At 47.0% G+C, this 24,052-nt stretch carries 31 protein-coding genes; 26 read left to right on the forward strand and 5 right to left on the reverse strand.

All coding sequences use genetic code 11. The annotated features are described in order from the left end of the window. The first annotated feature begins 24 nt into the window (after window positions 1-24). The 6 genes from AB4124_RS19385 to AB4124_RS19410 all read left to right on the forward strand — a co-directional run bounded on the left by AB4124_RS19385 (window position 25) and on the right by AB4124_RS19410 (window position 3,319). Entirely contained in the window at window positions 25-171 is a 147-nt protein-coding gene (locus tag AB4124_RS19385; protein ID WP_441973913.1) for a hypothetical protein, read from the forward strand. Between the two features lie 95 nt (window positions 172-266). Further along, the gene (locus AB4124_RS19390) at window positions 267-554 is read left to right on the forward strand and encodes a hypothetical protein (RefSeq protein WP_441973914.1); all 288 of its coding nucleotides are present in this window, start codon (window positions 267-269) and stop codon (window positions 552-554) included. A 36-nt stretch (window positions 555-590) separates the two neighbouring features. Further along, the gene (locus AB4124_RS19395; RefSeq protein ID WP_339266444.1) at window positions 591-995 is read left to right on the forward strand and encodes an RDD family protein; all 405 of its coding nucleotides are present in this window, start codon (window positions 591-593) and stop codon (window positions 993-995) included. Window positions 996-1,010: 15 nt separating this feature from the next. After that, a complete protein-coding gene (locus AB4124_RS19400; RefSeq protein WP_441973915.1) occupies window positions 1,011-1,577 on the forward strand; it encodes a hypothetical protein in 567 nt (188 codons plus the stop codon). A 2-nt stretch (window positions 1,578-1,579) separates the two neighbouring features. Then, entirely contained in the window at window positions 1,580-2,245 is a 666-nt protein-coding gene (locus AB4124_RS19405) for an HAD family hydrolase (protein WP_441974188.1), read from the forward strand. Between the two features lie 192 nt (window positions 2,246-2,437). Further along, the gene (locus tag AB4124_RS19410; RefSeq protein ID WP_441974189.1) at window positions 2,438-3,319 is read left to right on the forward strand and encodes a Cof-type HAD-IIB family hydrolase; all 882 of its coding nucleotides are present in this window, start codon (window positions 2,438-2,440) and stop codon (window positions 3,317-3,319) included. A gap of 17 nt (window positions 3,320-3,336) precedes the next feature. On the opposite strand, the gene AB4124_RS19415 is transcribed toward AB4124_RS19410, so the two are convergent. After that, window positions 3,337-4,203 (reverse strand): LysR family transcriptional regulator, encoded by an 867-nt coding sequence (locus AB4124_RS19415; RefSeq protein WP_441973916.1) that lies wholly within the window; start codon window positions 4,201-4,203, stop codon window positions 3,337-3,339. Window positions 4,204-4,348: 145 nt separating this feature from the next. On the opposite strand from AB4124_RS19415, the gene AB4124_RS19420 reads away from it, so the two are divergent. The 13 genes from AB4124_RS19420 to AB4124_RS19480 all read left to right on the forward strand — a co-directional run bounded on the left by AB4124_RS19420 (window position 4,349) and on the right by AB4124_RS19480 (window position 14,591). Beyond that, on the forward strand, window positions 4,349-4,696 hold the full coding sequence (locus AB4124_RS19420; protein ID WP_441973917.1) for a DMT family transporter: 348 nt from the start codon (window positions 4,349-4,351) through the stop codon (window positions 4,694-4,696). Further along, window positions 4,696-5,010 carry a DMT family transporter gene (locus AB4124_RS19425; protein WP_076325146.1) on the forward strand — a complete coding sequence of 105 codons (315 nt, stop codon included), beginning with the start codon at window positions 4,696-4,698 and terminating at the stop codon, window positions 5,008-5,010. The genes AB4124_RS19420 and AB4124_RS19425 overlap by 1 nt, the downstream gene beginning before the upstream one ends. A gap of 143 nt (window positions 5,011-5,153) precedes the next feature. After that, on the forward strand, window positions 5,154-6,848 hold the full coding sequence (locus AB4124_RS19430) for a M3 family oligoendopeptidase (protein WP_441973918.1): 1,695 nt from the start codon (window positions 5,154-5,156) through the stop codon (window positions 6,846-6,848). A 140-nt stretch (window positions 6,849-6,988) separates the two neighbouring features. After that, on the forward strand, window positions 6,989-7,870 hold the full coding sequence (locus tag AB4124_RS19435; protein ID WP_441973919.1) for a GNAT family N-acetyltransferase: 882 nt from the start codon (window positions 6,989-6,991) through the stop codon (window positions 7,868-7,870). A 40-nt stretch (window positions 7,871-7,910) separates the two neighbouring features. Then, window positions 7,911-8,456 carry an NUDIX hydrolase gene (locus tag AB4124_RS19440; protein WP_441973920.1) on the forward strand — a complete coding sequence of 182 codons (546 nt, stop codon included), beginning with the start codon at window positions 7,911-7,913 and terminating at the stop codon, window positions 8,454-8,456. 49 nt (window positions 8,457-8,505) lie between these two features. After that, the gene (locus AB4124_RS19445) at window positions 8,506-9,138 is read left to right on the forward strand and encodes a histidine phosphatase family protein (RefSeq protein ID WP_441973921.1); all 633 of its coding nucleotides are present in this window, start codon (window positions 8,506-8,508) and stop codon (window positions 9,136-9,138) included. Window positions 9,139-9,535: 397 nt separating this feature from the next. After that, a complete protein-coding gene (locus AB4124_RS19450; protein WP_441974190.1) occupies window positions 9,536-10,429 on the forward strand; it encodes an alpha/beta hydrolase in 894 nt (297 codons plus the stop codon). 3 nt (window positions 10,430-10,432) lie between these two features. Continuing rightward, window positions 10,433-11,443, forward strand: a complete 1,011-nt coding sequence (locus tag AB4124_RS19455) for a phosphotransferase enzyme family protein (RefSeq protein WP_441973922.1) — start codon at window positions 10,433-10,435, stop codon at window positions 11,441-11,443. A 39-nt stretch (window positions 11,444-11,482) separates the two neighbouring features. Further along, window positions 11,483-11,695 (forward strand): hypothetical protein, encoded by a 213-nt coding sequence (locus AB4124_RS19460; RefSeq protein ID WP_076325139.1) that lies wholly within the window; start codon window positions 11,483-11,485, stop codon window positions 11,693-11,695. Window positions 11,696-11,708: 13 nt separating this feature from the next. Further along, window positions 11,709-12,407, forward strand: a complete 699-nt coding sequence (locus tag AB4124_RS19465; RefSeq protein ID WP_441973923.1) for a Type 1 glutamine amidotransferase-like domain-containing protein — start codon at window positions 11,709-11,711, stop codon at window positions 12,405-12,407. A gap of 554 nt (window positions 12,408-12,961) precedes the next feature. Next, complete coding sequence (locus AB4124_RS19470; protein WP_430134780.1) at window positions 12,962-13,315, forward strand: DUF952 domain-containing protein; 354 nt, start codon at window positions 12,962-12,964, stop codon at window positions 13,313-13,315. 40 nt (window positions 13,316-13,355) lie between these two features. After that, window positions 13,356-13,643, forward strand: coding sequence for an antibiotic biosynthesis monooxygenase family protein (locus AB4124_RS19475; protein ID WP_339290942.1), 288 nt, complete (start codon window positions 13,356-13,358; stop codon window positions 13,641-13,643). Window positions 13,644-13,673: 30 nt separating this feature from the next. Then, window positions 13,674-14,591: a phosphotransferase family protein gene (locus AB4124_RS19480; RefSeq protein WP_441973924.1), complete on the forward strand. Its 918-nt coding sequence runs from the start codon at window positions 13,674-13,676 to the stop codon at window positions 14,589-14,591. A 29-nt stretch (window positions 14,592-14,620) separates the two neighbouring features. Here AB4124_RS19480 and AB4124_RS19485 read toward each other — a convergent pair whose 3' ends face one another. After that, the gene (locus tag AB4124_RS19485) at window positions 14,621-14,833 is read right to left on the reverse strand and encodes a hypothetical protein (RefSeq protein WP_076325135.1); all 213 of its coding nucleotides are present in this window, start codon (window positions 14,831-14,833) and stop codon (window positions 14,621-14,623) included. A gap of 70 nt (window positions 14,834-14,903) precedes the next feature. After that, complete coding sequence (gene clpP / locus AB4124_RS19490) at window positions 14,904-15,485, reverse strand: ATP-dependent Clp endopeptidase proteolytic subunit ClpP (RefSeq protein ID WP_340387559.1); 582 nt, start codon at window positions 15,483-15,485, stop codon at window positions 14,904-14,906. A 175-nt stretch (window positions 15,486-15,660) separates the two neighbouring features. Here clpP and AB4124_RS19495 point away from each other — a divergent pair, with 175 nt between their 5' ends. The 6 genes from AB4124_RS19495 to AB4124_RS19520 all read left to right on the forward strand — a co-directional run bounded on the left by AB4124_RS19495 (window position 15,661) and on the right by AB4124_RS19520 (window position 21,215). After that, window positions 15,661-16,395, forward strand: a complete 735-nt coding sequence (locus tag AB4124_RS19495) for an RNA polymerase sigma factor (protein ID WP_441973925.1) — start codon at window positions 15,661-15,663, stop codon at window positions 16,393-16,395. A gap of 224 nt (window positions 16,396-16,619) precedes the next feature. After that, window positions 16,620-17,099, forward strand: coding sequence for an 8-oxo-dGTP diphosphatase (locus AB4124_RS19500; protein WP_441974191.1), 480 nt, complete (start codon window positions 16,620-16,622; stop codon window positions 17,097-17,099). A gap of 18 nt (window positions 17,100-17,117) precedes the next feature. After that, window positions 17,118-17,816 (forward strand): HAD family hydrolase, encoded by a 699-nt coding sequence (locus tag AB4124_RS19505; RefSeq protein WP_441973926.1) that lies wholly within the window; start codon window positions 17,118-17,120, stop codon window positions 17,814-17,816. After that, window positions 17,813-18,238: a metallothiol transferase FosB gene (gene fosB, locus AB4124_RS19510; RefSeq protein ID WP_441973927.1), complete on the forward strand. Its 426-nt coding sequence runs from the start codon at window positions 17,813-17,815 to the stop codon at window positions 18,236-18,238. Before AB4124_RS19505 ends, fosB begins: the two co-directional genes overlap by 4 nt. Window positions 18,239-18,284: 46 nt before the next feature. Next, entirely contained in the window at window positions 18,285-18,869 is a 585-nt protein-coding gene (pgsA, locus tag AB4124_RS19515; protein ID WP_441973928.1) for a CDP-diacylglycerol--glycerol-3-phosphate 3-phosphatidyltransferase, read from the forward strand. 210 nt (window positions 18,870-19,079) lie between these two features. Then, window positions 19,080-21,215, forward strand: a complete 2,136-nt coding sequence (locus AB4124_RS19520) for an Ig-like domain-containing protein (RefSeq protein ID WP_441973929.1) — start codon at window positions 19,080-19,082, stop codon at window positions 21,213-21,215. On the opposite strand, the gene AB4124_RS19525 is transcribed toward AB4124_RS19520, so the two are convergent. Together AB4124_RS19525 and AB4124_RS19530 are read right to left on the reverse strand one after the other, a co-directional pair. Beyond that, the gene (locus AB4124_RS19525) at window positions 21,208-21,525 is read right to left on the reverse strand and encodes a hypothetical protein (protein WP_441973930.1); all 318 of its coding nucleotides are present in this window, start codon (window positions 21,523-21,525) and stop codon (window positions 21,208-21,210) included. The two genes, AB4124_RS19520 and AB4124_RS19525, sit on opposite strands and share 8 nt — an antisense overlap. After that, window positions 21,522-22,631: a glycosyltransferase gene (locus AB4124_RS19530; RefSeq protein ID WP_441973931.1), complete on the reverse strand. Its 1,110-nt coding sequence runs from the start codon at window positions 22,629-22,631 to the stop codon at window positions 21,522-21,524. Before AB4124_RS19530 ends, AB4124_RS19525 begins: the two co-directional genes overlap by 4 nt. A gap of 192 nt (window positions 22,632-22,823) precedes the next feature. On the opposite strand from AB4124_RS19530, the gene AB4124_RS19535 reads away from it, so the two are divergent. Further along, a complete protein-coding gene (locus AB4124_RS19535; protein ID WP_441973932.1) occupies window positions 22,824-23,711 on the forward strand; it encodes a PhzF family phenazine biosynthesis isomerase in 888 nt (295 codons plus the stop codon). Window positions 23,712-24,052: the final 341 nt, after the last annotated feature.

Here is a 24,052-nt window from a genome sequence, read left to right on the forward strand (position 1 = left end):
TGTGTGTCTAGGATGAGGGATTCCGTGTTTAGTAAGTTGACTCATGGCATAGAGTTTACATATAACCTAAGGGATGATGTAGAAGCTTTTCTCATCAAGCATGGAGAGCAGGAAACGTTCGAGCATATCATGAATGTAGTTCGAGAGGCGTTAGCCATCGCACCGTTATAATCGCAGCCAGAAGTGAGCTAATTAGCCAAAGAGTATAATCATTTACCGCTGCTTGGTTGATAAAGTAACTGATAATAGGAAGGACTAGATACCCTATGAACAATAAAGCGATGGGCATTATTTTCATCTGTATTTCGGCTTTTTTGTACGGTATCCGGTATTTAACGGCAGCGATTGCGGGGATATACAGTCCTAGGATGTTTGAGGATTTGTTATCGGAATTTGGAAAAGGACCGTTGATATTCAGCATCATCAGTTTGATTCTCGGTATCTTATGCTTCATCGTCCCCATCATTCGTAAATGGCTAGAGGATGACCTGAATAAGATCAAGCATAACTGGGAGGAGTTTGATCAGACAGACAGCGCCGATAGGGGTCCATAATTGAATGCAATCTTGATTTTTTAAGGAGGTATATTGATGGACGAAAACCAAGTGGCCGGTTTTTGGATCCGGCTAGGCGCCAATCTCCTGGATGGAATCATCGTGAGCCTTCCGTTATGGTTCATTGCAGGTTTGATCACTGGGAATTTTGAGAATGAGCCGATCAATAATTTGATTTATGGTCTGTATGCCATTTTGGTGCCCGTGTATTGGAATGGTTATACCATCGGCAAGCGTTTATGCGGAATTCGCATACGCAAATTCGATTTTCTTGAGCCGCCGGGCATAGGAACGATGCTGCTCCGCAACCTCGTAGCGGGAATTGTGTATACGCTAACGTTTGGAATTGGTCTCATCATGAGTATCTTTATGGTTGCGATGCGCGAGGATAAGCGTTCCCTTCACGATTTTATCGCCGGTACGGAAGTTGTGTATGATTAGGAGATGAAGGGGGGTGTGCATTTTTTGCGACTACGCATCAACAGACGGCTGACGTTCACCATGATTGTTATGATGATATTGATTTTAGGTTGTTATAAGCAGAGAGTAGGCGATTCCTACGATACGGAGCCTGTAACGGTAGAAGAAAGGGAAATCCGCGAGACAGACTATATTCAAGTTCCGTATGAGCAGCTTCTATATACCAAAACCGCCTCGGAATTTACTTGGCAGTCCCGTTCGGTAGAGCATCTTGATCCGGATATTCAACAAATTTATGATGACAGCATAAATAGGGCTCCCGGCGGGTGGGTGCTTAAGGAGACGAGTCAGGAAATTTATATGTTGATTAGCGGAGGACAGCTTCCGTCGGCAAAAGGTTTTCGGATCGCATCCATGAAGATGACCCGAGAACAGATAGGGGATCCAAAGAATCATCTATATATCACTTTAGCTTCACAAGCAGATGATGGGACGGAGGATTACCCTGGCCAGGCAAGCGTCACATCATTGATCCGAATACCCAAATCAGGCGTACCTGCCGGAGCCGCAATTCAAGGCGTTTCCATGACTGGAGTTGATTAGATATCGCGTTTACAGTAAAAGGCATTGTCTTTGATATGGATAATACGCTGCTGCATTCCAGCATTGATTTTGGCGCAATGAAGAGGGACATTTACGCCTTTCTATGCCATCACAGAATCTTGCCCCAAGGTCTGTCCATGGACACCCATACCACCTCAACCCTTATTGCTGAAGCCATGAATACAGGGCTGCTGTCGGAAGATCTTCGTCAGGCGATGTGGGATATTGCCAAGGAACATGAGATGAGAGGGATGATGGGTGCAGATCTAGAAGCGGGCGCAAACGAGCTTGTTCAGCACTTGCATGGGCAGCTGCATCTGGCCATTGTGACGAATAATGCGGTGGAAGCAGCGATGGCCGCATTGGAAGAGAACCGGATTGCGCAACATTTTGATCTCATTATTGGCAGAGAAGCCATGGGCTTGTTAAAGCCGGCACCCGATGGTTATTTGGAGGTGCTGAAGCATTTCCCTCATACATCACCGAAGGAATGGTTGTCTGTCGGAGATGCCTGGGTGGATGGCACGGCCTCCGAGAGCGCCGGAATTCCATTTATCGCCTATCGCGGGAACATTGCGAGAATGAACAGCATGGGTGTTTTTCCGCTTGCCGAGATTCAGCATATAGAAGAAGTTATAGATTATCTTCAGCCGCGTATCACTAAATAAATCTCGGAGGTGCCATTTCCTAGACAAGTTATGCCATATTGATGACTCTATAGAATTCCTTTACCCTATCCAACTTAGAAGTTGTATAATCATGGAAGATGTCTGAATCATAATAAAGGCCCAGTCTTAGAAGAGCTACTCTATGACTGGGTTTTGTCACATACTGGACGGCGAAGGAGGCATTGCTTCATGATGAAGAAAAGAGCGTATATTACCGACCTGGATGGAACGCTTCTACGATCAGATCAGACACTCTCACCCTATACTAGGGATGTTATCGCGAATGCGCTGGAGCAGGACGTGGTCGTCACGTTTGCTACTGCCCGCGGCTATATTAGCGCTCAAAGCGTCGTCTCGGAAATCTCCTGGAAGTACCCGCTGATTCTATATAACGGCGCTTTGATATATGACGGGGTGAATCAAACTGTAATCGATGGTTCCTGGCTTGAACGGGAGATCTCGAATGAGATTATCGACGTGGGGAGGAAGTTTGGTATTACTCCTTACTATTTTTCATTGGATGTGGATCATCGTGAGCGTGTTTTGCATGAGGCTCTGCGGAGAGAGGGAGAGAAGGCTTTTTATCATAGTCGGCCCCATGATCCGCGATTTATGGAAGTGAAGACCCTGAACTGTCCGCAGGATTACCGGACGCTAGCTCTTACATACATTGGACTTTTTGAGGAATTGGAGCGGATACGGTGCGAGGTCATGGAATTATTCGGTGATGTGATTCATGCACATATGATGCCGGATTACTATATCCATAACCACTTTTTCCTGGAATTCAGTCATGCTAAAGCAAACAAAAGAGACGGACTGCAATTATGGTCCTCCCATATGGGTATTGATCTGGAGAGCACGGTGGTCTTCGGCGACCACATCAATGATGTGGGGCTATTTGAAGCTGGAGGCATCCGGATTGCGGTGCGAAACGCGCATGAAAGGATACGGCAGCTGGCTGACCAAATTATCGACTCGAATGAACTTGATGGCGTCGCCCATTATATCCAGCAACAGATGGAACTGTCGGGAGAGAATACCATTATATCCACGCTGGGAGGACAACTATGATGTTGAGACATCACAGTTCATAAACCTTCTGTCTTATCGAAATTAACTTTAACTAGCTCGGTAAAAGCGGAAAATGCCTTGTTCCTGAACCGGTCGTTGCGCCGGATCAGGCTTGTCGAGGTATGCCGGAAGGCTTCCGGGATCGAGAAGCTGCCCATATTCGCAAATTCTCCGCTCAAGACGGAGGTGGGGAGCAGCGTAGCGGCAAGACCTGATTGTACGATGCCTAACTGGGTCTCTAACGATGAGACTTCGATCATATTGGTTAGCGGAATTCCTTCGCTTAACAGCCACCTTTCGAGAATTCTTCGAAACGGGCATCCCGTCGGAGCAACGGCCCATTTGGTCACCGCAAGATCGGGAAAGGGCTGTTCCTTCGATTTGATCAGCAGCTTGACCTCGTCCTTTTCTACATAATCGGCGACCAGCTTCGGCGGAATGTTTCCTGTCACAAATGCACCGTCCAGCTGATAGTTTAATACTTGGGCAATCAGCTCCGAAGAGCTGCCGGTCAATAGCGATAGCGTGACCTCCGGGTACATGGTTTGATAGTCCGACAAGGATTTAATGAAATGTCCGCAATGCACCGTATCCACGACGCCAATGGTTAAAGAACCGCTTGGATAAGGCGTTTCCTGTACAGCCCGTACTGCTTCTTCCGACAGATTGAGAATGGTACACGCATAGTCCCGGAACATGCGTCCTTTTTCCGTCAAAGTCACTCCATTGGAGTGTCTGTTGAATAAGGGAACCCCCAGTTCATTCTCGAGCTTTTTGACCCGGGCCGTAACATTGGACTGCACATACCCAAGTTGCTCCGCAGCGCGGGTAATATTCCCTTCATCGGCAATCCTCAGAAAAACCTTCAGATCGGTAAGCTCCATCTAAACCTTCCTCTCTCCTTCAGGCATCACTAAAAATGATGACATCATTATTATTTATCATTATACGGTATGCCATTTTTAGATTACAATCACAACTACATCATAAATATTTTCATGCAAATATAGAGTGGAAGGATGTTGGAGGATGAAAAAGGCATGGTGGCTCTTATTATTGGCGGGGGCACTGGAGGTTGTATGGGTATCCGGTTTGAAGCATTCCGATACCTGGTGGCAGTGGATCATTACCATCGCTTCGATTATATTCAGCTTTAAAGTTTTTCTGGACTCTGCAGCTAAACTTCCCATCGGTACGGTATATGTGATCTTCACTGGACTCGGGACAGCCGGTACGGTGCTGGTGGAGATCATCCTGTTTGGCGAGCAGGCGAATCCCATCAAGCTGCTGCTGATTGGCATGTTGGCTGCAGGTGTGTTGGGACTCAAACTGGTCACGAAGGATACGGATAACCAGGCGAAGGAGAATGGTGCGTAATGGAATGGCTCGCTCTGATCGCCGCAGGGTTATGTGAAGTGTTGGGTGTGATCGCCTTAAGAAGGGTGAGCTTGACGCGCAGCTTGGGCTCCTATATCTTTTTAGCTTGTTCGCTTGGTTCGAGTTTCCTGCTGCTGACGTACGCGATGGCCTTTATTTCTATGGGAACCGCTTATGCGATTTGGACGGGAATCGGGACGGCCGGCAGCACGCTGCTGGGAATGTTTGCGTTCGGAGAACCGAAGGAAGCGCGTCGGGTTTTCTTCATTGCTCTAATCCTGGCTTCAGCGATTGGCCTTAAGATCATCACGTAACGAATAGGGGCGTGTAGAATTTCATAGACTTGTGAAGGATATTCTGATTAGCATATAGAATTTAGATACTAGGTTTGGTGTTTTGAATCTGGTATCAGACGCCAGGATCCATTTTTTTATATGGGAAAGGACAGGTGTATCTTATGAAATTCAGCGAATATCGCTATGAACGCCCCGACGTAAAAGCTTTTGAGCAAAAGTTTAAAGAGCAACTTAACGCCTTCACCTCCGCCAGTACGTATGAGGAGCAGGACCAGGCGATGACCCAAATTAACAAACTCCGCAGTGAGATGGATACTCTGAGTCAACTGGTGTATATCCGGCATTCTATTGATACGAACGATGAGTTCTATAAGGCAGAGCAGGATTTCTTTGACGAGAATGGACCCGTCATCCAGGAATACATAACGGATTATTATCGGGCCCTCGTGGAATCGAAATTCAGAGCCGAGCTTGAGAACAAATGGGGGCGGCAGCTGTTCCAACTGGCAGAGCTATCACTCAAAACCTTCAGCCCTGAGATCATTGAGGATTTGCAGCAGGAGAATAAACTGACGACGGAATATTCGAAGCTGATCGCTTCTGCCAAAATTCAGTTCGAAGGTGAAGAGCGTACCTTGTCGCAATTGATTCCTTTCCAGCAATCGACGGACCGCAATATGCGTAAACGTGCTATGGAGGCGTCCAGCGGCTTCATGGCTGAGAACGAAGCAAACTTCGACCGTATCTATGATGATCTGGTTAAGGTGAGAACCAAGATTGCCAAGAAGCTAGGCTTTAACAACTATGTAGAGCTTGGTTATGCCCGCATGGCCCGTACGGATTATAACGCGGAGATGGTTGCTAATTTCCGCAACCAGGTGCTGGAGCATATCGTTCCCGTTGCAACCAAGCTGAAAGAACGTCAGCAGAAACGAATCGATGTGGACCAACTGCTGTACTACGATGAGAACTTCTCATTCAAATCGGGGAATGCAACACCTAAGGGTGACCCGGATTGGATCGTCAACCATGGTGCAAAGATGTATGAAGAATTGTCTCCGGAAACTCACGAGTTCTTTACCTTCATGCAGGAGAACGGCCTCATGGATCTGGTTGCCAAAAAAGGCAAGCAGAGCGGCGGATACTGTACCTATATTAGCGAGTACGGCGCACCGTTTATTTTCTCCAATTTTAACGGGACTTCCGGCGATATTGATGTGCTGACGCACGAAGCCGGTCATGCGTTCCAAGTGTATGAGAGCAGAGGTTTCGAGGTGCCGGAGTATGGGTTCCCAACCTATGAGGCGTGTGAAATTCATTCCATGAGCATGGAATTCTTCACATGGCCGTGGATGGACCGCTTCTTCGAAGATGAGGCGGATAAATACCGCTTCGACCATCTCGCAAGCGGACTTATCTTCATTCCTTACGGGGTTACGGTTGATGAATTCCAGCATTTTGTTTATGAAAATCCGGATGCAACGCCGGCCGAACGGAAACAGGCATGGCGCGAGATTGAGCGGAAATATCTGCCGCACCGGAACTATGATGATAATGCGTATCTGGAGCAAGGCGGTTTCTGGCATAAACAAGGTCATATCTTTAATTCGCCGTTCTATTATATCGACTATACGCTGGCTCAAATCTGTGCATTCCAGTTCTGGAAGAAGATGCATGAGGATCAATCCGCTGCATGGGCAGATTATCTGAACCTGTGCCGTCAAGGTGGAAGCAAGTCCTTCACTGAACTGGTGAAGGTGGCAGGGTTGATCTCCCCATTCGAGGATGGCTGTGTCACTTCCGTCATTGGCAGCATCGAAGCTTGGCTGGACAGCGTAGACGATGCAGCTCTTTAAATCGTAAATAAGCATGGCTAAGACATGCAGGGTAACACGATGAGTACTTTACTCAGGTGTTTTTCCTGCATGTTTTTAATAGAGAGCATCTCTAAATATGCCTTACTCACTCGTGGCTCATGGATTAGGAGGATTTGAATATGATTACATACAAACCGCTAAGCGCGCTTCCAATTCGGGAAATATCGGAGCTCTGGAATCACTCATTTGAAGGGTACATGGTTAACGCCTCGATGCCGCTGGACCGCTTCATTGCCCGTATCGGAAATGACGGTCTGTGCATGGAGAGATCGCTCGCTTGTTACATGGATGGCGTACCGGCCGGCATCGTCATGAACAGCTTTCGGGAGGAAGATTGCCTTAAGATTGCACGTAACGGCGGGACGGCGATAGCACCCGTTTTCCGGGGGAAAGGAATCGGCAAAAACATGATGGAGAAAAATGCCGAGCTCTACGAAGAACAAGGCGTCCGTCGTGCCTATTTAGAGGCGATCAGCACGAATGCGCCAGCGATCCGTCTCTACGAAAGCGTTGGGTATGAAATCATCGACCGGCTTCTCATCATGACGAATGAACAGTCCATGGAGCAGCAGCGTGCGCAGGATGCGTCTTCAAGGTATACGCTGGTCAGAGGCCTAGCCGCGGAGACTGCCTCCGTAGACTTCTATCGATCCGGTGAAGTCTGGCAGACAGACGCTTCCAGTATCAAGGACGGCGAATGCGTTATTGTATATGAAGGGGAAGAACAGGTAGGCTTTGGTTTGTTTAAGCGGGTGTTCGATGCCAAAGGTCGTTTGACAGCAATTACGCTGTTTCGCTGTGAGGCCGCTCCAGGACACCCTCATGCAGAAGCTGTGATGAAGACGGCGGTACTGGAGATGGTACAACCCGGTTATGCCTGCAAGCGATCCGCATTCAACATCCGGGCTTCGCATCAGGAACTGGTAAACGTGCTGCAGGAGCTTGGATTTACGAGCTCGATGGAGCAGGTGCTTATGGTTCATGAATACAGCACTCCATAGGTTGAATGATTATTTGTAAAGCTCGAAAGGAATTGTGTTCATGAGAAAAAACACGGATTTGAGCCTGTTCCCGGCTCTCTCGAATGATATCCATTGGGGTGTAGTGCGAGCCAGGTTTGCCCTTGGCGAAGATTTCGAAGAATCGATGGTCAGCAATGTCACCATTCTTCCATTTGACGGGGATCGCTGCATTATTTTTCAGGTAGAGGACGGAAGCTGGGAGCTCCCTGGAGGAACCCTGGAACCCGGAGAGTCCTATATGGATGGACTTAGACGGGAAGTTAAAGAGGAGCTGGGTGCAGAACTTGAGTCGTATCGGGTCTTCGGCCAGTTTCGTTGTGAATCCAGCAGCAAGACTCCCTATCGGCCGCATATTCCCCATCCTCATTTTGTCCGATTGGTAGGTTACGGAGATGTACGCATCGTCGGAAAGCCGCTAAATCCCGAAGATGGCGAGCAGGTCATCGCGGTAGAGGCGGTTGATTTGGAGGAAGCTGTTAAGCGATTTGAAGAGACGGGCAGGCAGGATATTGCTGATCTGTACAAGCTGGCTTATGCCATACGTCAAGCAGACCGTTCGATTTAGCTAAACGATGAACGATGAGTTGCATACTAGGTTAGGGAGGGAACGATTGATGAAAGAAACAACCACCATCTACCTCGTAAGACACGGACAGACCGAGTGGAATGTGCAACACCGATTTCAAGGACATCTGGATTCGCCGCTGACGAAGCTAGGCATTCAGCAAGCGGAATGGCTCGGCGAAGCCTTGCAGCATGACCCTATCGACCTCATTTACTCGAGTACCAGTAACAGAGCATTCCATACAGCCGAGATTATTAGAGGGAACCGAGATGTGTCGGTTACGGCTTGCGATGAATTCAAAGAAATTAATTTGGGCGTATGGGAAGGACAGATACAGGAACGGATCGGCGAATTATATCCTCAGCAGTTGGATCATTTCTGGAATCATCCGGAGCTGTTCGGCGTCCCGGGCAGCGAGACTTTTCATGAGGTCAGAGAACGAACGGTGAACAAGCTTGTCGATATTGCCGCATCGAATCCAGGCGCCAGCATTTTGCTGGTCACGCATACCGTGGTGGTCAAGCTGTTAATGGCTTATTTTGAAGGGAGAAGCATGGACCGGCTGTGGGATCTGCCATATATCCACCCGACATGCCTGAGCAAGATTGAACTGACGGATGAGGTGCCTTCCATCCTCCTGCATGGGGATGTCAGTCATTATAGGGAAGAACAGGGTGTGTAAGGATCGTTCGCTGGCTCGCCGACATTGGATGAAGGAGCTGTGTCATGACTCTTTATCAATTTATTCATGGGATTGCCAGCTGCCGGAGGTTAATCCGGGTCGGCCTTAGATCCACTTATGTAAGTAGCACAGATGAATCATATGTTCCTTCTGGCCTTGATAATATTCGCAACGTTAATAACTGCCTTATTCTGGAGTGAAGTGAATGAACATAGGAAGGTTTGTACACGTGTTTTACGATCGCTCAAGGGGGGATTTTGACTCTAGCGATATGGGTAGGAGTATCATAATCAGTCTATTTTATCCGGCAGAGACTAATGCAGAGAGTCCCACGGTCTCATCGTACGCTCGATTGTTTGATCCCTGTGCTGAAATGGCACTCGTTAGCCTCAAAGAGATGGGTGCGGATGAGGAGCATATTAAATCGATAGGGATTCCGGTGGTGAATCAAGCCGAGCCCATGTATAGAGCTGAGAAACGCCCGGTTATTCTCTATGTTCCTGCCTTTGGGATTGTAAGAGATATGTACATGTTTCAAATCGAAAATTTAGTCAAGCAGGGATTTATCGTGGTAACGATTGGAGCGACTGACGAATCCATGTTTTCTATTTATCCTGATGGTCGCTTTATCAGACAAGCGGGAAAGATGTCATCCATCGAAAGTACTGATTCTGTTCTGTGGGACGAGCTGTTACAGGCAAGAGTGGAGGATATTTTGTATACGGCCGCTCATTTGCAAGAGCTGGAGTCTTATTTTTCATCTCCATTGATGGACATGGAACGGATCGGTCTGGTTGGACATTCCTTGGGCGGCGCAGCTGTATTTGAAGCCGTGAAGAGAAAAGCGGATTTCAGGGCAGCGGTTTTGCTGGATCCCAGCTTTCATCTTCTCCATCTGCAGGATAGAGCTGATATCGCAACTCCGTTTTTGGTAATGCGGCAAGAAAAATGTACCCATAAGGAACTCCAACCCCAATTTTCAGAAGCGATCTTGAATCCATTTGTCGATGGGTATGAAGGGTTGTATTATTATTTGTCTGGGTATATGTCCTGTTTAAAGGTAGAGGGCGCCAATCACATGACCTTCAGTGATGTTCCCCTACTGTTTAAAGAGGGTGAAGTATCGCAGGTTCAAAGGACCATTAGTCTATACGTGACAGCATTCCTTCGTGAGTATGTGTCGAACGAGTTACACGAATATCAGGGGGTATTGCTGAGTGAGACCATGAATCAGGATGGGGTTTATAAGATTGATCATAAGGGGAACGCGCTGGAAAAAAATGAGGTGTAGACATTGGAACACTTATTTCTGGAGCTGTTGCAGCGTTATGTTCATGGACCTGTGCATTCGATCGAGACCGTGCCTTTCGGCATGACGAATGACTCCCGAATTGTCGTAATGAACCAAGGGAAATACGTTGCAAGAATATACAATCGTCATACGAAGAATGAAGAGAGATTGCGGTTCGAGGTTGAATTAACAGCTTATCTGGAGCGTTGTTCCTTATCGTTTGATGTACCAGGTTTCGTCTCCTGTAAGGATGTCGCGAAGTACGTGGTTCTGTCGGACGGTTCCTTGGGCTCCCTGACGCGGTTTATCGAAGGAGAGATCCCTGATCTATCCAGAACTTCCGATGTGCTTAGTTATGGGCGGACAGTTGGGGTAATATCATATGCTCTTCAGCAATTCGAATTGAATTCCGTTGATGTGGTTTGTCCTGAGATTGCGTTCCATGAAGTTTACAACCTTCATTCTCTAGCCAATCAGACGAACATTTATGAGTTTTTGACATGTCCTCCTTTTGAGATTGATGCCGAACAGATAGCTGTTTTGCAAGGATACTATGAATCTGGGTTGAACCATGCAGCTGAACTGAATGTACTGCCTAAGCAAATGGTCCATCATGATATTTTAGTTTTTAATCTCTTGCTCGATCCCCAGTCCAGAGAGATGAGCGGTGTATTGGATTTTGATTTTGCGGCTATGGACTTACGGATATGGGAACTATCCATCTGTCTGAACCATCTTCTTCAGCAAGAGGACCAGACCCTGACGAAGGTCGAGTTGTTTTTAGATGAATATCGAAAATATATGAGGTTAACCCGAGCAGAGATCCAGTGGATTCCCTATATCATGGAGTTATATTATGTTTCATTATTAAGCATCTATATCGGACAGCATTTGGCCGGAAGGAACATCGCCTCCTATTTTCACCTGATGTTGAAGCAACTTCTGATCAGAAGTGAATGGATGGAACGGAACCAACATGAGTTTGCTGAATTGTTGTATTCGAAATGTCTATGAATGTGTAACGTCATCAACTTCTAGGATGTGAACAATGCTGTGAGATTACCTTATAAAATAGGATATGCCGTTACATTGGTATGGCTGGTTTGGATTGTGTACGGGTATGTGAATTACGATGTTATGGCAGACCGTGGTCAGCTCTCCATCGTCCTGTTGAGCGCTGTGATTGGCATTATCCTGCTTCCGATTTACTTTATATCCGTGCTGCTGTTCTATGTTTACAAACGAGGTCCGAAAAAGAAGAAATAAGGGGGGGGTTATCTTGAGGGATCGATATCTATATTTGCTTGGAGGACATTCCTTTCAAACAGAGACCAATAGACAATTTGTAGAGCAAGCGGGCGGTTCCAACGCTAGAATCGTTTTATGCATCATGAACAGACCGGGCTGGGAGGAGTATGTTCCCCTGTTTCAGCAGATGTGGACAGAATCAGGTGCCCAGGATATGCAGGTGATCGTTCCAGATGAGGATGGGATCCTGGACATGGAACAGGCCGAACTGGTGTTGTCACAGGCCACGGGGATATTTATTGGCGGGGGCAACACGGAGAAATACCATCACTATTACGCGACTGGTCGTTTTAAAGATCTGCTGATCAACTGTTATGAGAACGGTGTTCCCATTGCGGGGAATTCGGCAGGTGCCTTGATTCTTCCGGAGATCTGCCTCATATCGCCGCTGGATAATGAACAGAGCGTAATGCTGTTTAAGCAAGGGGTAGGGTTACTTTCGAATGTATTGATCAGCGTTCACTATACGGAGTGGAGCGACCAGTCCAATCTGCTGGAGGGGATGAGAACTAAGAAGGTGAAGCGTGGGATCGGCATTGATGAGCAGGCATGTGCCGTTTTTATCAATGGGCAGCTGGCGTATGCTTTGGGCGAATCCGTCCATGAAGTAATCTTCGAGGATTTTGACCCGGATCAATATACGATTGTAAAGGGGCAGTCCCATAAGTAGGTTTACTCACTTGGCTGACGATTCGTCAGATTAAAAAATGTGTCAAATGAGGAAATGGCGGTGCTCAGGATGTTATCCTTGCACCGCTATTTCTTGCTCTTCGGTCCGGTGCTGCTTGCTTGACGCAGATTATGGGCAAACGAAAGCCATCTGACCTCTAGACTCACTTTCGTCAGTCCTCAATCAGAAATCAAGAAACGGTTTCTTTTCGTATGTCTGACGTATGTTTTCACACAACGTAGCGGAGAGGACGAAACGATTCCGGACAAGCGAGAGCGGTCGGCTAAAAGTTTTCCACAGGAAAGCTCGCTTCGGAAGCATATGCTTTGTCCCCGAATTTCTTCCTTGCTTCAAATCCATTCCAAGAAATGTGGGGGCAACAGCGATGGTAGGAACGATTCGTACACGGAGCGTCTTCTAACAGCAAGAAGGGGCCCCCGCAAGATCTCGCTAATGAGAAGGATGCCTTCATGAAAACAATAAGAAAAGAATGGTTTTTCTATTTCAAGTGTGTCAAGATATACGAAAAATAAGCGACTGGGGGAACGTAGGGCATGATCTATCATATGATTTCTAAGGAAGCCTGGAAGGTAGCACGAGAGAATAGATTGTACGAGCCGCCGAGCTTACAGACGGACCGATTTATCCACTGCTCCACAGAGGAGCAAGTCAGCGGTGTAGCCAATATGTTCTATACAGGTAGGACGGATCTATTGGTGCTGGTTATTCAAGAAGATCAGGTGGATGCGGAGATTGTATATGAGGACTTATATGAGATGAACCAGTTGTACCCGCATATTTATGGAGGGCTGAACCTGAATGCCGTCCAGAAGGTGTATCGTCTTGAGCCGGATGAAGAAGGGTTATTCACGTTTCAGGCTTCTACCGAACTTGAATATAGAGGATAAAGTGTTATGAATATTAGCCTGATACCAAGGAGGGAAAACAATGATACTCGAAGTGGCCATGCTGCAGGTGAGACCAGGACTAACGGCAGATTTTGAACGGAATTTCCAAGTCGCCTCAGGGATCATCTCCAAGATGAAGGGATATATTCAGCATGAGTTGAAGCGGTGTCTCGAGGATCCGCACAAATACGTTCTATTGGTGAAATGGGAGACTCTGGAGGATCACACGATAGGGTTTAGGGGATCGGCCGAATATCAGGAATGGAAAGAATTGCTGCACCACTTTTACGATCCATTCCCCGTCGTTGAACACTTTGAAGATGTATAAATAAAGCAGCCGTTAAGGCAGGTGGTGGAGATGAACCTGGAAGATCTTATAACGGAGGTTTACGGCAGTCCGCCGCTAAAGATCGAACTCATGTCGTTTGGCCATACCAATCAGGTGTATCGTGTGACATTATCAGATGAACAAATCATTCTCAGAACCAATCGCAAGCCCGGCGTCCTGAAGCATACAGCGGACAATATTGCGATTCTCTCTTCATTAGGTTTGCCGGTACCAAGAGTGATCCGAACGGATGTATCCTTGGAACAGGTTCCCTTTGCTTATATGATACTGGAGCACTTTCCCGGACGGGACCTCCGATATGAGCTTGAGGGAATGACACATGAACAATTGGCTGAACTTGCCGTACAGATCATTGCATTCCAACGCAGCGTGTCAGAGCTTTCCAGGGGCACCGGATTCGGTTGGGTTCCGATCGGGGAACAGGGGCCTTTTTCATCCTGGACACAGATCATTGATCGTGATATCCGCAATCACATAGATAACATTATCGATGATGTTACTCCGGAAACCATTGTCCTATTGCAAAAAATGAAGCAGCGTTACATGCCTTATTTCGACCAAGTGGAGCCTGTCTGTTTCCTTGATGATCTTACGATCAAGAATGTGATTGTATCTGAAGGCAAGCTTCAGGGTATCGTTGATTTCGATTGGGTCTGCTACGGGGACCCGCTGTACATGATCGCCCTCACCCAGACGGCGGTGGTCTCCGATATTGGAGATCAGGGAATGGCCTACGTGGAGGCGTTATGCAGACAGTGGGGGGCGAACGAAGAGCAGCGGGCGCTGATTGATTTCTACTCCGTTGTTCATGCCCTGCAATTTATCGGCTTTCATCAGAGGGAGCAGAATGATGTCTGCAAACAGCGAATGGTCTCATTCATATTAGACAAAATAAACAGCGATACAAACGAAAACCGCATGAGCTAAGTTAGCCCATGCGGTTCTTGTTTATCCGATCAGGCAGTCGGCGTGAATCCGACCTTCGGTTTGTCTCGTTCCTTGGTATTCACCGAAACGTAACGAATGGCGGTTAACGGTACATACAGCATCTCGTATTCATCTTTATACCGGATGAATTGTTCACCTACTTCTTCAAGCGTGCCGCTCCGCACATAACTTCCATCTGTAAAATAAATACTTACTTCCTGATTCAGCAAGCTTTTCAGCATATACAGTCCACTCCTTGTGAATAAAATAAAGTATCGGGGCTAGCGGTGTTGGACATGATTTTGAATATCGTCACAGTTTAGTGACGATATCGTCAATGATCCCGTATTCCTTCGCTTCTTCTGCTGACATAAAATAATCCCGCTCCATATCTTTTTCGACACGCTCGACCGACTGACCTGTACGTTCGGATATAATGTGCGCCAACTTCTCGCGAGTTTTTATGATTCGTTTAGCCGTAATGGCAATATCGGTGGCCTGCCCCTGTACACCACCCAGCGGCTGATGGATCATGATCTCGCTGTTCGGCAGCGCAAGACGTTTGCCTTTGGCCCCGGCCAGCAGGAGGATCGCGCCGTAAGAAGCGGCGAAGCCCGTGCAGATGGTGTTGACTTGAGGTTTGATAATCTGCATGGTATCGTAAATGCCAAAGCCCGCAGAAACAGAGCCACCCGGACTATTGATGTACATGTGGATGTCCTTCTCAGGATCCTCAGCCGCCAGAAACAACAGCTGTGCGATAATACTGTTAGCGATGGCGTCATCGATGGCTGCACCCACAAACACGATCCGATCCTTCAGCAATCTGGAATAAATATCGTAAGATCGTTCGCCCCGGTTGGTTTGTTCAACAACATAAGGAACAATATTCATGTTTCATCCTCCATATTCGTTAGGTTTTCTGGTTTCAGCAAGTAAACGAAGAGGAAGCCGCAAAAGATACGGAGAAACCACAAAATAAAAATCGAAAACGAAAGTAACGAAATGATGAGTTCGTTCGTTTACATATAAGATATCTTACCGAGATGAGGAAAGGAGTTGGCTTCCGATGACGATATATCGACCGAGCGTCTCCCCTTCGGCTAATCTGAGTCTGGAGGAATTGAATGCTACTCTGCACAGATATTGTCTGTCCCTTACAAACTCCTCATGGGATTCAGATGATCTGGTGCAGGACACTTGGATTAAGGCACTGGAGCATATGAAGCAGCGGAGCCATGTCAATCCCGAAGCGCTGCTGCTTCGGATTGCCAAGAATACATGGATTGATCGGGTCCGCCGGGATCAGACCTATAGACGAATTCTGGATGAGAAGCTGGAACAAGTTTTGCCTAGGGAAGAAACGTCGAACGAGGACAGCAAACTGAATATCGAGTTCGCTTTTCAATGGCTACAGGAACACTTGTCGCCCCTGCAGCGAACAGTGCTGCTGCTTCGTGAAGTGTATGAATATTCGGTTTCGGAAACCGCGATTAAACTGAAAACGACGGAGGGAGCGGTGAAAGCGGCCCTTCATCGTGCCCACAAAGTGCTGCAATCGCTGGATTCGGAGGAAGAGGAACTTATCTTGACCATGCCGGAAGAGGAGGAAATGACGCTGAATCTTCGGGCATTGGCAGAGGCATACCAATCCGGAGATGTTGAAGCGGTCGTAAGACTTATTCAATGGAACAGCAGTGAAGCATCTGCCATCGGTTGCATGGTTCCGATGCAGGTTCAAACCCCGAGCGCAAGTTATATGATGTACGGCGGGTATTCGTCCGATATGAGAATGGCCGCGTAAAGCGAAGATTCAAGCCGGCTGATCATACACTTTATCTTGGAAGGCCGGAGCAGAAGTTGCTCGGGCCTTTTTTTGACGAAGATTAACAATCTGGAGCATGAAAAAGACGGGCATGAATCTCCGTTCATCATATCGTCATCCAGTGCTTCCGGTTGTATACTATAACCAAGTAGAATCGTTAGGAATGAGGGATTAGGTTGCAGACCGAAGTGAAGTTGTACACCATGTGCATGATCCAAGACGGAAGCCGAATCCTGCTGATGAATAGACCGGATGCCAAAGGATTTCCCGGTTATATTGCGCCCGGTGGCAAAGTGGATTTTCCGGAAAGCATTGTCAACGGAGCCATTCGGGAGGTACGGGAAGAAACTGGCTTGATTGTAAAGGACATCATCTATAAAGGCCTCGAGGAATCGTGTGAGCCGAATACAGGGCTGCGGTATATGGTGTTTAATTATTTGGCCACTTCCTTTGAAGGGGAATTGCTGGAGCATCCACCTGAAGGGGAGCTATTATGGGTGGACAGGGAAGAGGCATTGAAACTGCCCATGCAGGATTGGTTTAAACGCCGGTTTCCTTTGTTTTTTGAAGAGGGTACATTTGAATTAAGCGAGATTTGGGACGAGAAGACAGGGATGGTTCTGGATGAAACGGTCAAGCGGTATCCGACTGGATTGCCCCAGGCGGCGGGTGTCGTTGATTAACGAAGGGAGCTGTGCGGTATGGGGGTCAGGGCGGTGTTCTTCGATTTATATGAGACGTTAATCACGGAGTTTGCAAACGGCAAGCGGTTATCCAAGAGATCCTATGACTATATGTATAGACTCGGTTTATCGGAAGCGGAGTTTAAACAGGAGTGGAGAACCCGTTTTGAGCGAAGAATGAATGGGCATTTTCCCGACTATCACTCGGTGATTCATGACATTCTGGTTTCGCGGAGTTTGCCCTATCCTCAGGAACACGTGGAGTTCCTTTATCAGTCGAGAGTCAGCGAGAAGAAAATCCCTTTCAATAGGATATCGAATGAGATATGCAGAATGCTGGAACTTTTGCGTAAAAGGGGTCTGAAGCTGGGCTTAATCAGCAATTGCTCGGAAGAAGAGGTGATTTCTTTTGGCCAGAGCGGATTGGCACCTTACTTCGATGACGTCATCTTCTCTTATCAGGTTGGGATAGCCAAGCCGAATGAAGAAATCTATCAATTAGCTTGTGAGCGCTTGTCCGTAACACCGCAGGATTCCCTGTTTATCGGAGATGGCGGATCGGATGAGCTGAGAGGCGCTCGCAGCGCCGGTTTAAGGCCTTATCATGCTTACTGGTACAATACGTTTATTGAGAGCGAGTACGAGAAGATCCATCAACCGCTGCATGTTCTGGATCTTATCGAATCTTCGATAGAAATGGAGTCGCCGGAGCCATGAAACTGCAAGCCATTAACCATCTTTGTTTTTCCGTTTCGGAAATGGAACGGTCCATCGCTTTTTACAGGGACGTGTTTGAGGCCAAGCTTCTGGTCAAGGGGAGAAAGCTGGCTTATTTCGATTTGAATGGACTGTGGATTGCTTTAAATGAAGAAGATGTCGAGAGAAGCACCGCGAATAGAACGTATACGCATATTGCCTTTACCTTGGAAGAGAAGGATTATGAAACAACGCTGCTTCGTCTGCAAGCGCTACAGGTGGAGATTCTGCCGGGTAGGTCAAGGGATGTGAAGGACAAGAAGTCGATCTACTTTTTGGACCCGGATGGGCATATATTCGAGTTCCATACGGGCAGCTTGGAAGACAGGCTGGATTATTACCGCGCGGATAAAGAGCATATGATCTTTTACGATGCCGAATAGTTAGCAGAAACGAACGATTCCAATTGCAGATCGAGGAGATGAGCCGATGAACCTTGCCAACCGTATTACGATAGCCAGAATGCTGTTGATTCCATTATTTATTCTTTTTTTTGCAGAATACCCATTATGGTTGACCGAGAAAAGCGGCTTTTTCGGATTCATTCATGTTTATGGAACCAACATCGCGCTGGGTATATTCCTTCTTGCTTCGGCTACGGACAAGCTGGACGGTTATATCGCGAGGAAATACAATCAAATTACGAATCTCGGAAAATTACTGGACCCGCTCGCGGATAAACTGCTCATATCGGTCGCCTTAATCATGATGGTTCAATCAGGGATGGTTGCGACATGGATAGCCGTTGTCATCATTGCGCGGGAATTTGTTATCACAGGGCTTAGGATGGTCGCATCCGAGCAGGGAATCGCATTGTCCGCTGACAGTCTCGGGAAAATGAAAATGGTGCTTCAGGTGATAGCCATTGCAGCGGTATTGCTGGACAATTATCCGTTTCAGCTCATCACTATGATTCAAGTGGACGAATTTCTCATGCTAGCCGCAGTAGCCTTGACGATATACTCGGGCATTCATTATCTGTTGAACAATTATAAACTCATTAAATTGAACTGATGGAGTAAGATGACCGTCACTCCGGCTTGAGCTAATTGGGGCAGCTGTTCATTTCGTCACGTCGGGATTTTTTTCGAATTCGGCGCTGGGAAATTATCCTACTTTGTGCCTATTTTGGCGTCAGAAGGTAACGATTTAATCCGGGACTGTCGATATAGAGATAGACTGAAAAAAAGCCTGAGAGACAGAAGGTACAAAGGAGAGAAATAAATGAGCTTAAACAGAAAGACAACGAAGATGTTTCTTGTCGTTGTGATGATGTTGGCGATGGTTTTTCCAACCAGCGTATTCGCCGCCTCCGGGGACGTAACGTCGATTGAATTTGATACGAACGAGAGCAAAATTTACTTAACCGTTAATGAAACAACGGAACAACTTCGAGTATTGGCTAACATTGAAGGCTCTTCTACGAAGAAGGATGTAACCAATGAATCGACGTGGAGTTCGTCCAACACAAGAATCGTAAAGGTTGACGGTGGACTCATTATTCCACTGGAGAAAGGTACGGCTCGAATTACGGCAAAATTCAAAGGCGCGATCAAAACGATTGATGTTGATGTCAAATTTGCCATTGACGAGTTTAAACTGGATCAGCCGGATAAAGTGGAACATAAGCTTGGAACGGAAGGTCTAACCGTCAAAGCGTTGGCTGACGGAACGAACGACGTAACAACAGAAGCGAAGTGGACCACTTCCGATGACAGCGTAGTAAAAGTAAGTAAAGGCGAACTGACCCTTGTAGGTTTGGGAAGCGCAACTGTGACTGCGGAATACAAGGCACGTAAGGCTTCCTTTACGGTCAAAGTCACGGCACCTTACCAAAAGCTTGCGATCGTCCCGGGCGAAGATCTGGAGCTCTTAGTTGGCGATGCACCTGTTGAGCTGAAAGTATTCGCCAAGCAGTCGGAGACCGATGCAGGTATGGATGTAACGGATAAGATCGAGCTGAAATCGTCCAATTCTTCCGTAGCTGCAATAGAGGATGGCAAGCTAAAACCGGTTGCGTTGGGTAAATCTACGATCAGCGTGAGCTATCTGGGTTCAACGGCCAAACTGGATGTGTATGTGCGCAATCCATATGAAGCTTTAATTCTGGATCAGACGGATTTCGTCAAGAATCCGGTGCTGTTTATGAATGATTCGATTACGGTACAAGCCAAGGTTCGCAACGCGGCTTCGCAATCCATTGACGTGGCCGGGGAATGGACCTCATCCAACCCGCTGGCCGTATCCGTTAATGGAGGTGTGATTACAGCTAGAGCTTCGGGAACCTCCAACATCAAGGTGAGTTACTTGGGAATCAGCAAAGAATTCACGGTAAAGGTTTATCCGACCGTGACCAAGTTTGAGGCAGCCGATACGGAAGTGGAAGTGCTCAAAGGCGAATCCAAATCTTTCCCTAAAGTGACGGGAACGCTTCTGGACGACGAGAAAGAGGATTTCAGCAGTGCGGTTATCTGGACTTCCAGCGATGAGAAAGTGGTAACGACCGAAGACGGCAAAATCAAAGCCATTGATGCAGGTACAGCAACAATCACCGGTAAGATTGGATCCAGACAAGTAGCGACGGTGCTGGTTACCGTCAATGAAAAAGTGCTGGTGCTGCTGCCGGATGTAGAAGAGTATCAGCTGGTTATGGGCAGAAGCATTGCGCTGCCGAAAGTAAATGCTGTATTTGAAGATGGCAAGGAGAGCGATGTGACCTCCTCCGTTGAATGGTCACTGACGGGTTCGGCAGCTGTCATCAAGGACGGTGCGCTTAAGGGATTAACCAAAGGTTCGACGACACTGAAAGGAACTTACTTGAATAAAGACATCAAGATTCCGGTAGTGGTTGAACAGGAAGTTGTAAAAATCGTTGTAGAGCCCGAGAAAATCGATCTCAACATCAAGAAATCCAAATCGATTAAAGTTACAGGCTACTACAGTAATGGCAAGACGGTTTCTCTCTCCTCCAAGATGAATTGGAGCTCGTCGGACAGCGCGATTGTGACGGTATCCAAAACGTCTGTTAAAGCGGTTGCCGAAGGTACGGCTACGATTACGGGTTCTTACCAAGGCAAAGAGGCTACAGTTAAGGTAAACGTAGTTCCGAAATTGAAGAAATTGACGGTAAGCGAGAAGAAACTGAATCTGAAGCCCGGTGACGTTAAGACTGTAACGGTTACTGCTGAATTCGATACCGGCGCGAAAACAAATGTTGGAGACACCGCCGTTTGGACAACCAGCAACTCCAGCGTTGCCAAAGTAACGAACGGACGTATTGAAGCGATCGCGAAGGGAACCGCCCGCATTAAAGGGCAGTACAATTCCAAGACCGTATCCATCACCGTCTCTGTCAAATAGATCCAATAGAATAGCAACAGCCCGGCTTTTTAGTTGCCGGGCTGTTGTTTTTGCTATGGGTTGTCTCGTTGCGGATATAATCGTAATCGTCGTTTTGAGCGCTATGGATTACAACATGGTTTGTCTCCCTCATAAATCGGCTCAATTGTGCGCTGGATAACTCATCGTTGTTGTCATCAATAAAGAAGTAGCATACATCCAGATGGTCCTGTTCCAGCCGGAGTAATGAAGTCAGAAAATGGTCCAGGATTTCAGGCTTCTGCCGTATAGGACTGCCGAGTAGAACACGTCTGCGTTCCTTTGCTTTCATAAGCTTGGCCTTTCTTGGTCACTTTCGAGCTCCTGCAGCTTGTTTCGGAAATATTCTTGGTTAGCCAGCATCGTCTCATCGCCTGGACGATAGACAAGCGCCTTCTCATTATGCTGATTCGCAAGTGCATGAGCTCCGATCCGGTCATAACAAACGGCCAATTGCAGATGAGGCAGCCAGGTCGAGAAGGAGGGATTATGAAATCCCATGTAACCCGGAGGCAGCTCAAGCTCGGTTGCTAGTTTATACCAATAGATGGCTGTGTCATAGTTGTTTTTTACGAAAAAATGGTAACCGATGCGGCAGCAGAATTCTGACCGTGGTGGCGCATAATGCAGGGATCTAATAGAGGATTCAAAAGAGGCTTGCCCGTTTCCGAGCTCATGATGGCAATCGGATAGCCTGCTGCAGGCGGTGAGGATATCCTCAATCCAACCTTTTTCCGTATGTAAAAATTGTTCGTAATAATCAATAGCCTTCTCGAATTGGCCGTGATCCTTTAATTCATTCGCATAATAGAATAAATCTCGCGGTGTGAATGATTCGCCAGCGGTTTCACGCTTCTCGTAGATTCTAAGGTTTCGGCCAGTATCGGGATCATGTTTCGAGCTGAGATGGTTAACCGCGACATCGCTATTGATAATATTGCCGTAGACCTCTAAATACTCATGGACGGGTCCGATCCATCGGAAGCCTCGGTTTCGTTTCACAAGACGGTTGCGCCGGAGACTGAAGGTGACATTACCAAATTCGTCTGAACTTAAATGATAGAGCATAGTAACGGAATCGATGTCGGACGTAAGATTTTCTTTTAGCGCTTTTAACTTGAGCTGGTCTTCTTCCAGCAGTATATCGTCAGCATCGAGCCATAGGATATAGTCCTGGGTAGCCTTACTAAAAGCAAAATTTCGTGCAGCCGAGAAATCGTCAATCCACTCAAAATCATAGATGAACTCCGTAAAGGATTCTGCGATTTCTTTTGTACGATCGGTAGAGCCTGTATCGACAATGATGATCTCATCCACGATGTCGGCAACACAGGATAAACAGCGGTTTAAGACGAGTTCCTCGTTTTTTACGATCATGCATAGGCTGATTGTGTTCAATGAAATTACCCCCATGTATGGTTTTGATTCATAAGAATATGCCAGATATATATTCAAGTGGGCTTACGAAATGAACCGTATGAAGTAAGCCGTTTGTAAATTTGGTCTAGATTTAACAAATGCCCAATGGTAAAATCTTCTCTAATTTCGATCGCAATTCCTAGACGATGCAGAAAGAAGGATCAGAGAAACATGAAATCAATAAACGTACTTCATTATGATGCGTTCTCGGTGCAGCCTAACAAGGGAAATCCTGCTGGTGTGGTCTTGAATGCGGATGATCTCACGGAGGAAGAGATGCAATCCATCGCCCGCAGCGTTGGATTCAATGAAACCACCTTTATCTTAAAGTCAGATCAAGCAGATATTAGACTGAGATATTTTACTCCCGGTCATGAAATGAACCTGTGCGGCCATGCCACTATGGCATCCATGTATGCCTTGAAAACCAAGGGACTGCTGTCGGAAAAAGAAACCGTGTGGATTGAGACCAAAGTGGGCATTCTGCCCATAGAGTTTCAAAATGCCGAGGGCCAGTTAACCATGAAGATGAAGCAGGATCATCCTCAATTCATATCTTATGAGGGAGATGTGGACCGCTTGGCATCATCCATAGGTCTGAAACGTGACGATTTGGACTTAAGTATGCCCATCGTGTATGGAAGCACGGGGATCTGGACATTGTTGGTGCCGATAAAAGGGTTGGAGCATTTTGAGCGGATGGTCCCTGATAATGCAGTGTTTCCGGACATTTTAATAGAAAATCCTAAAGCCTCACTGCATCCTTTTTGCCTGGAAACGATGGATGCGTCTTCGTTCATGCACGCGAGACATTTCTCATCGCCGTACTCTGGGACCGTGGAGGATCCGGTAACTGGAACTGCATCGGGGGTAATGGGAGCTTATTATTTGACTTACCTGAACCCTGAAGTATCCTCCGCTCAATTTAATATTGAACAAGGCCAGGAAATGGGGAAAGACGGGAGAGTAAATGTTCAAGTGAATCGCTGGAAAGAGACCATGGATGTCTATATATCCGGTACAGCGGTGTTCGTCAAGGAGTTCCAAGTTCGTTATTGATAGATGACCAACGGATGATAGAATCGTCTTCATAAGTTAATAAAAACGAGGAGTGCGACTCATGCAGGAATAAGAAGAAATAAAGATTTATCCCAAAGTGACCAAAATGCTAATAGGCTCTCTGGCGTTTGTACTGCTAGGTAGTGGATTAGTATACGGTGGGATTACATCGGACAACGTGGTTATCTCCATTGTCGGAATCATCTGCGCGTTGTTTTTGGTGTCGGACTGGTGTTTGCCATCACAAAGTTTTTCCAATGGACCCGGCACCCTGCCTGGAGGCGGAAGCTCATGAGTATGAATAAAGGCATGACGGGTTATATCGAAGATGGAATACGTCC

This window comes from Paenibacillus sp. 2KB_20, from assembly GCF_052115765.1.
Lineage (GTDB): Bacteria > Bacillota > Bacilli > Paenibacillales > Paenibacillaceae > Paenibacillus_AQ.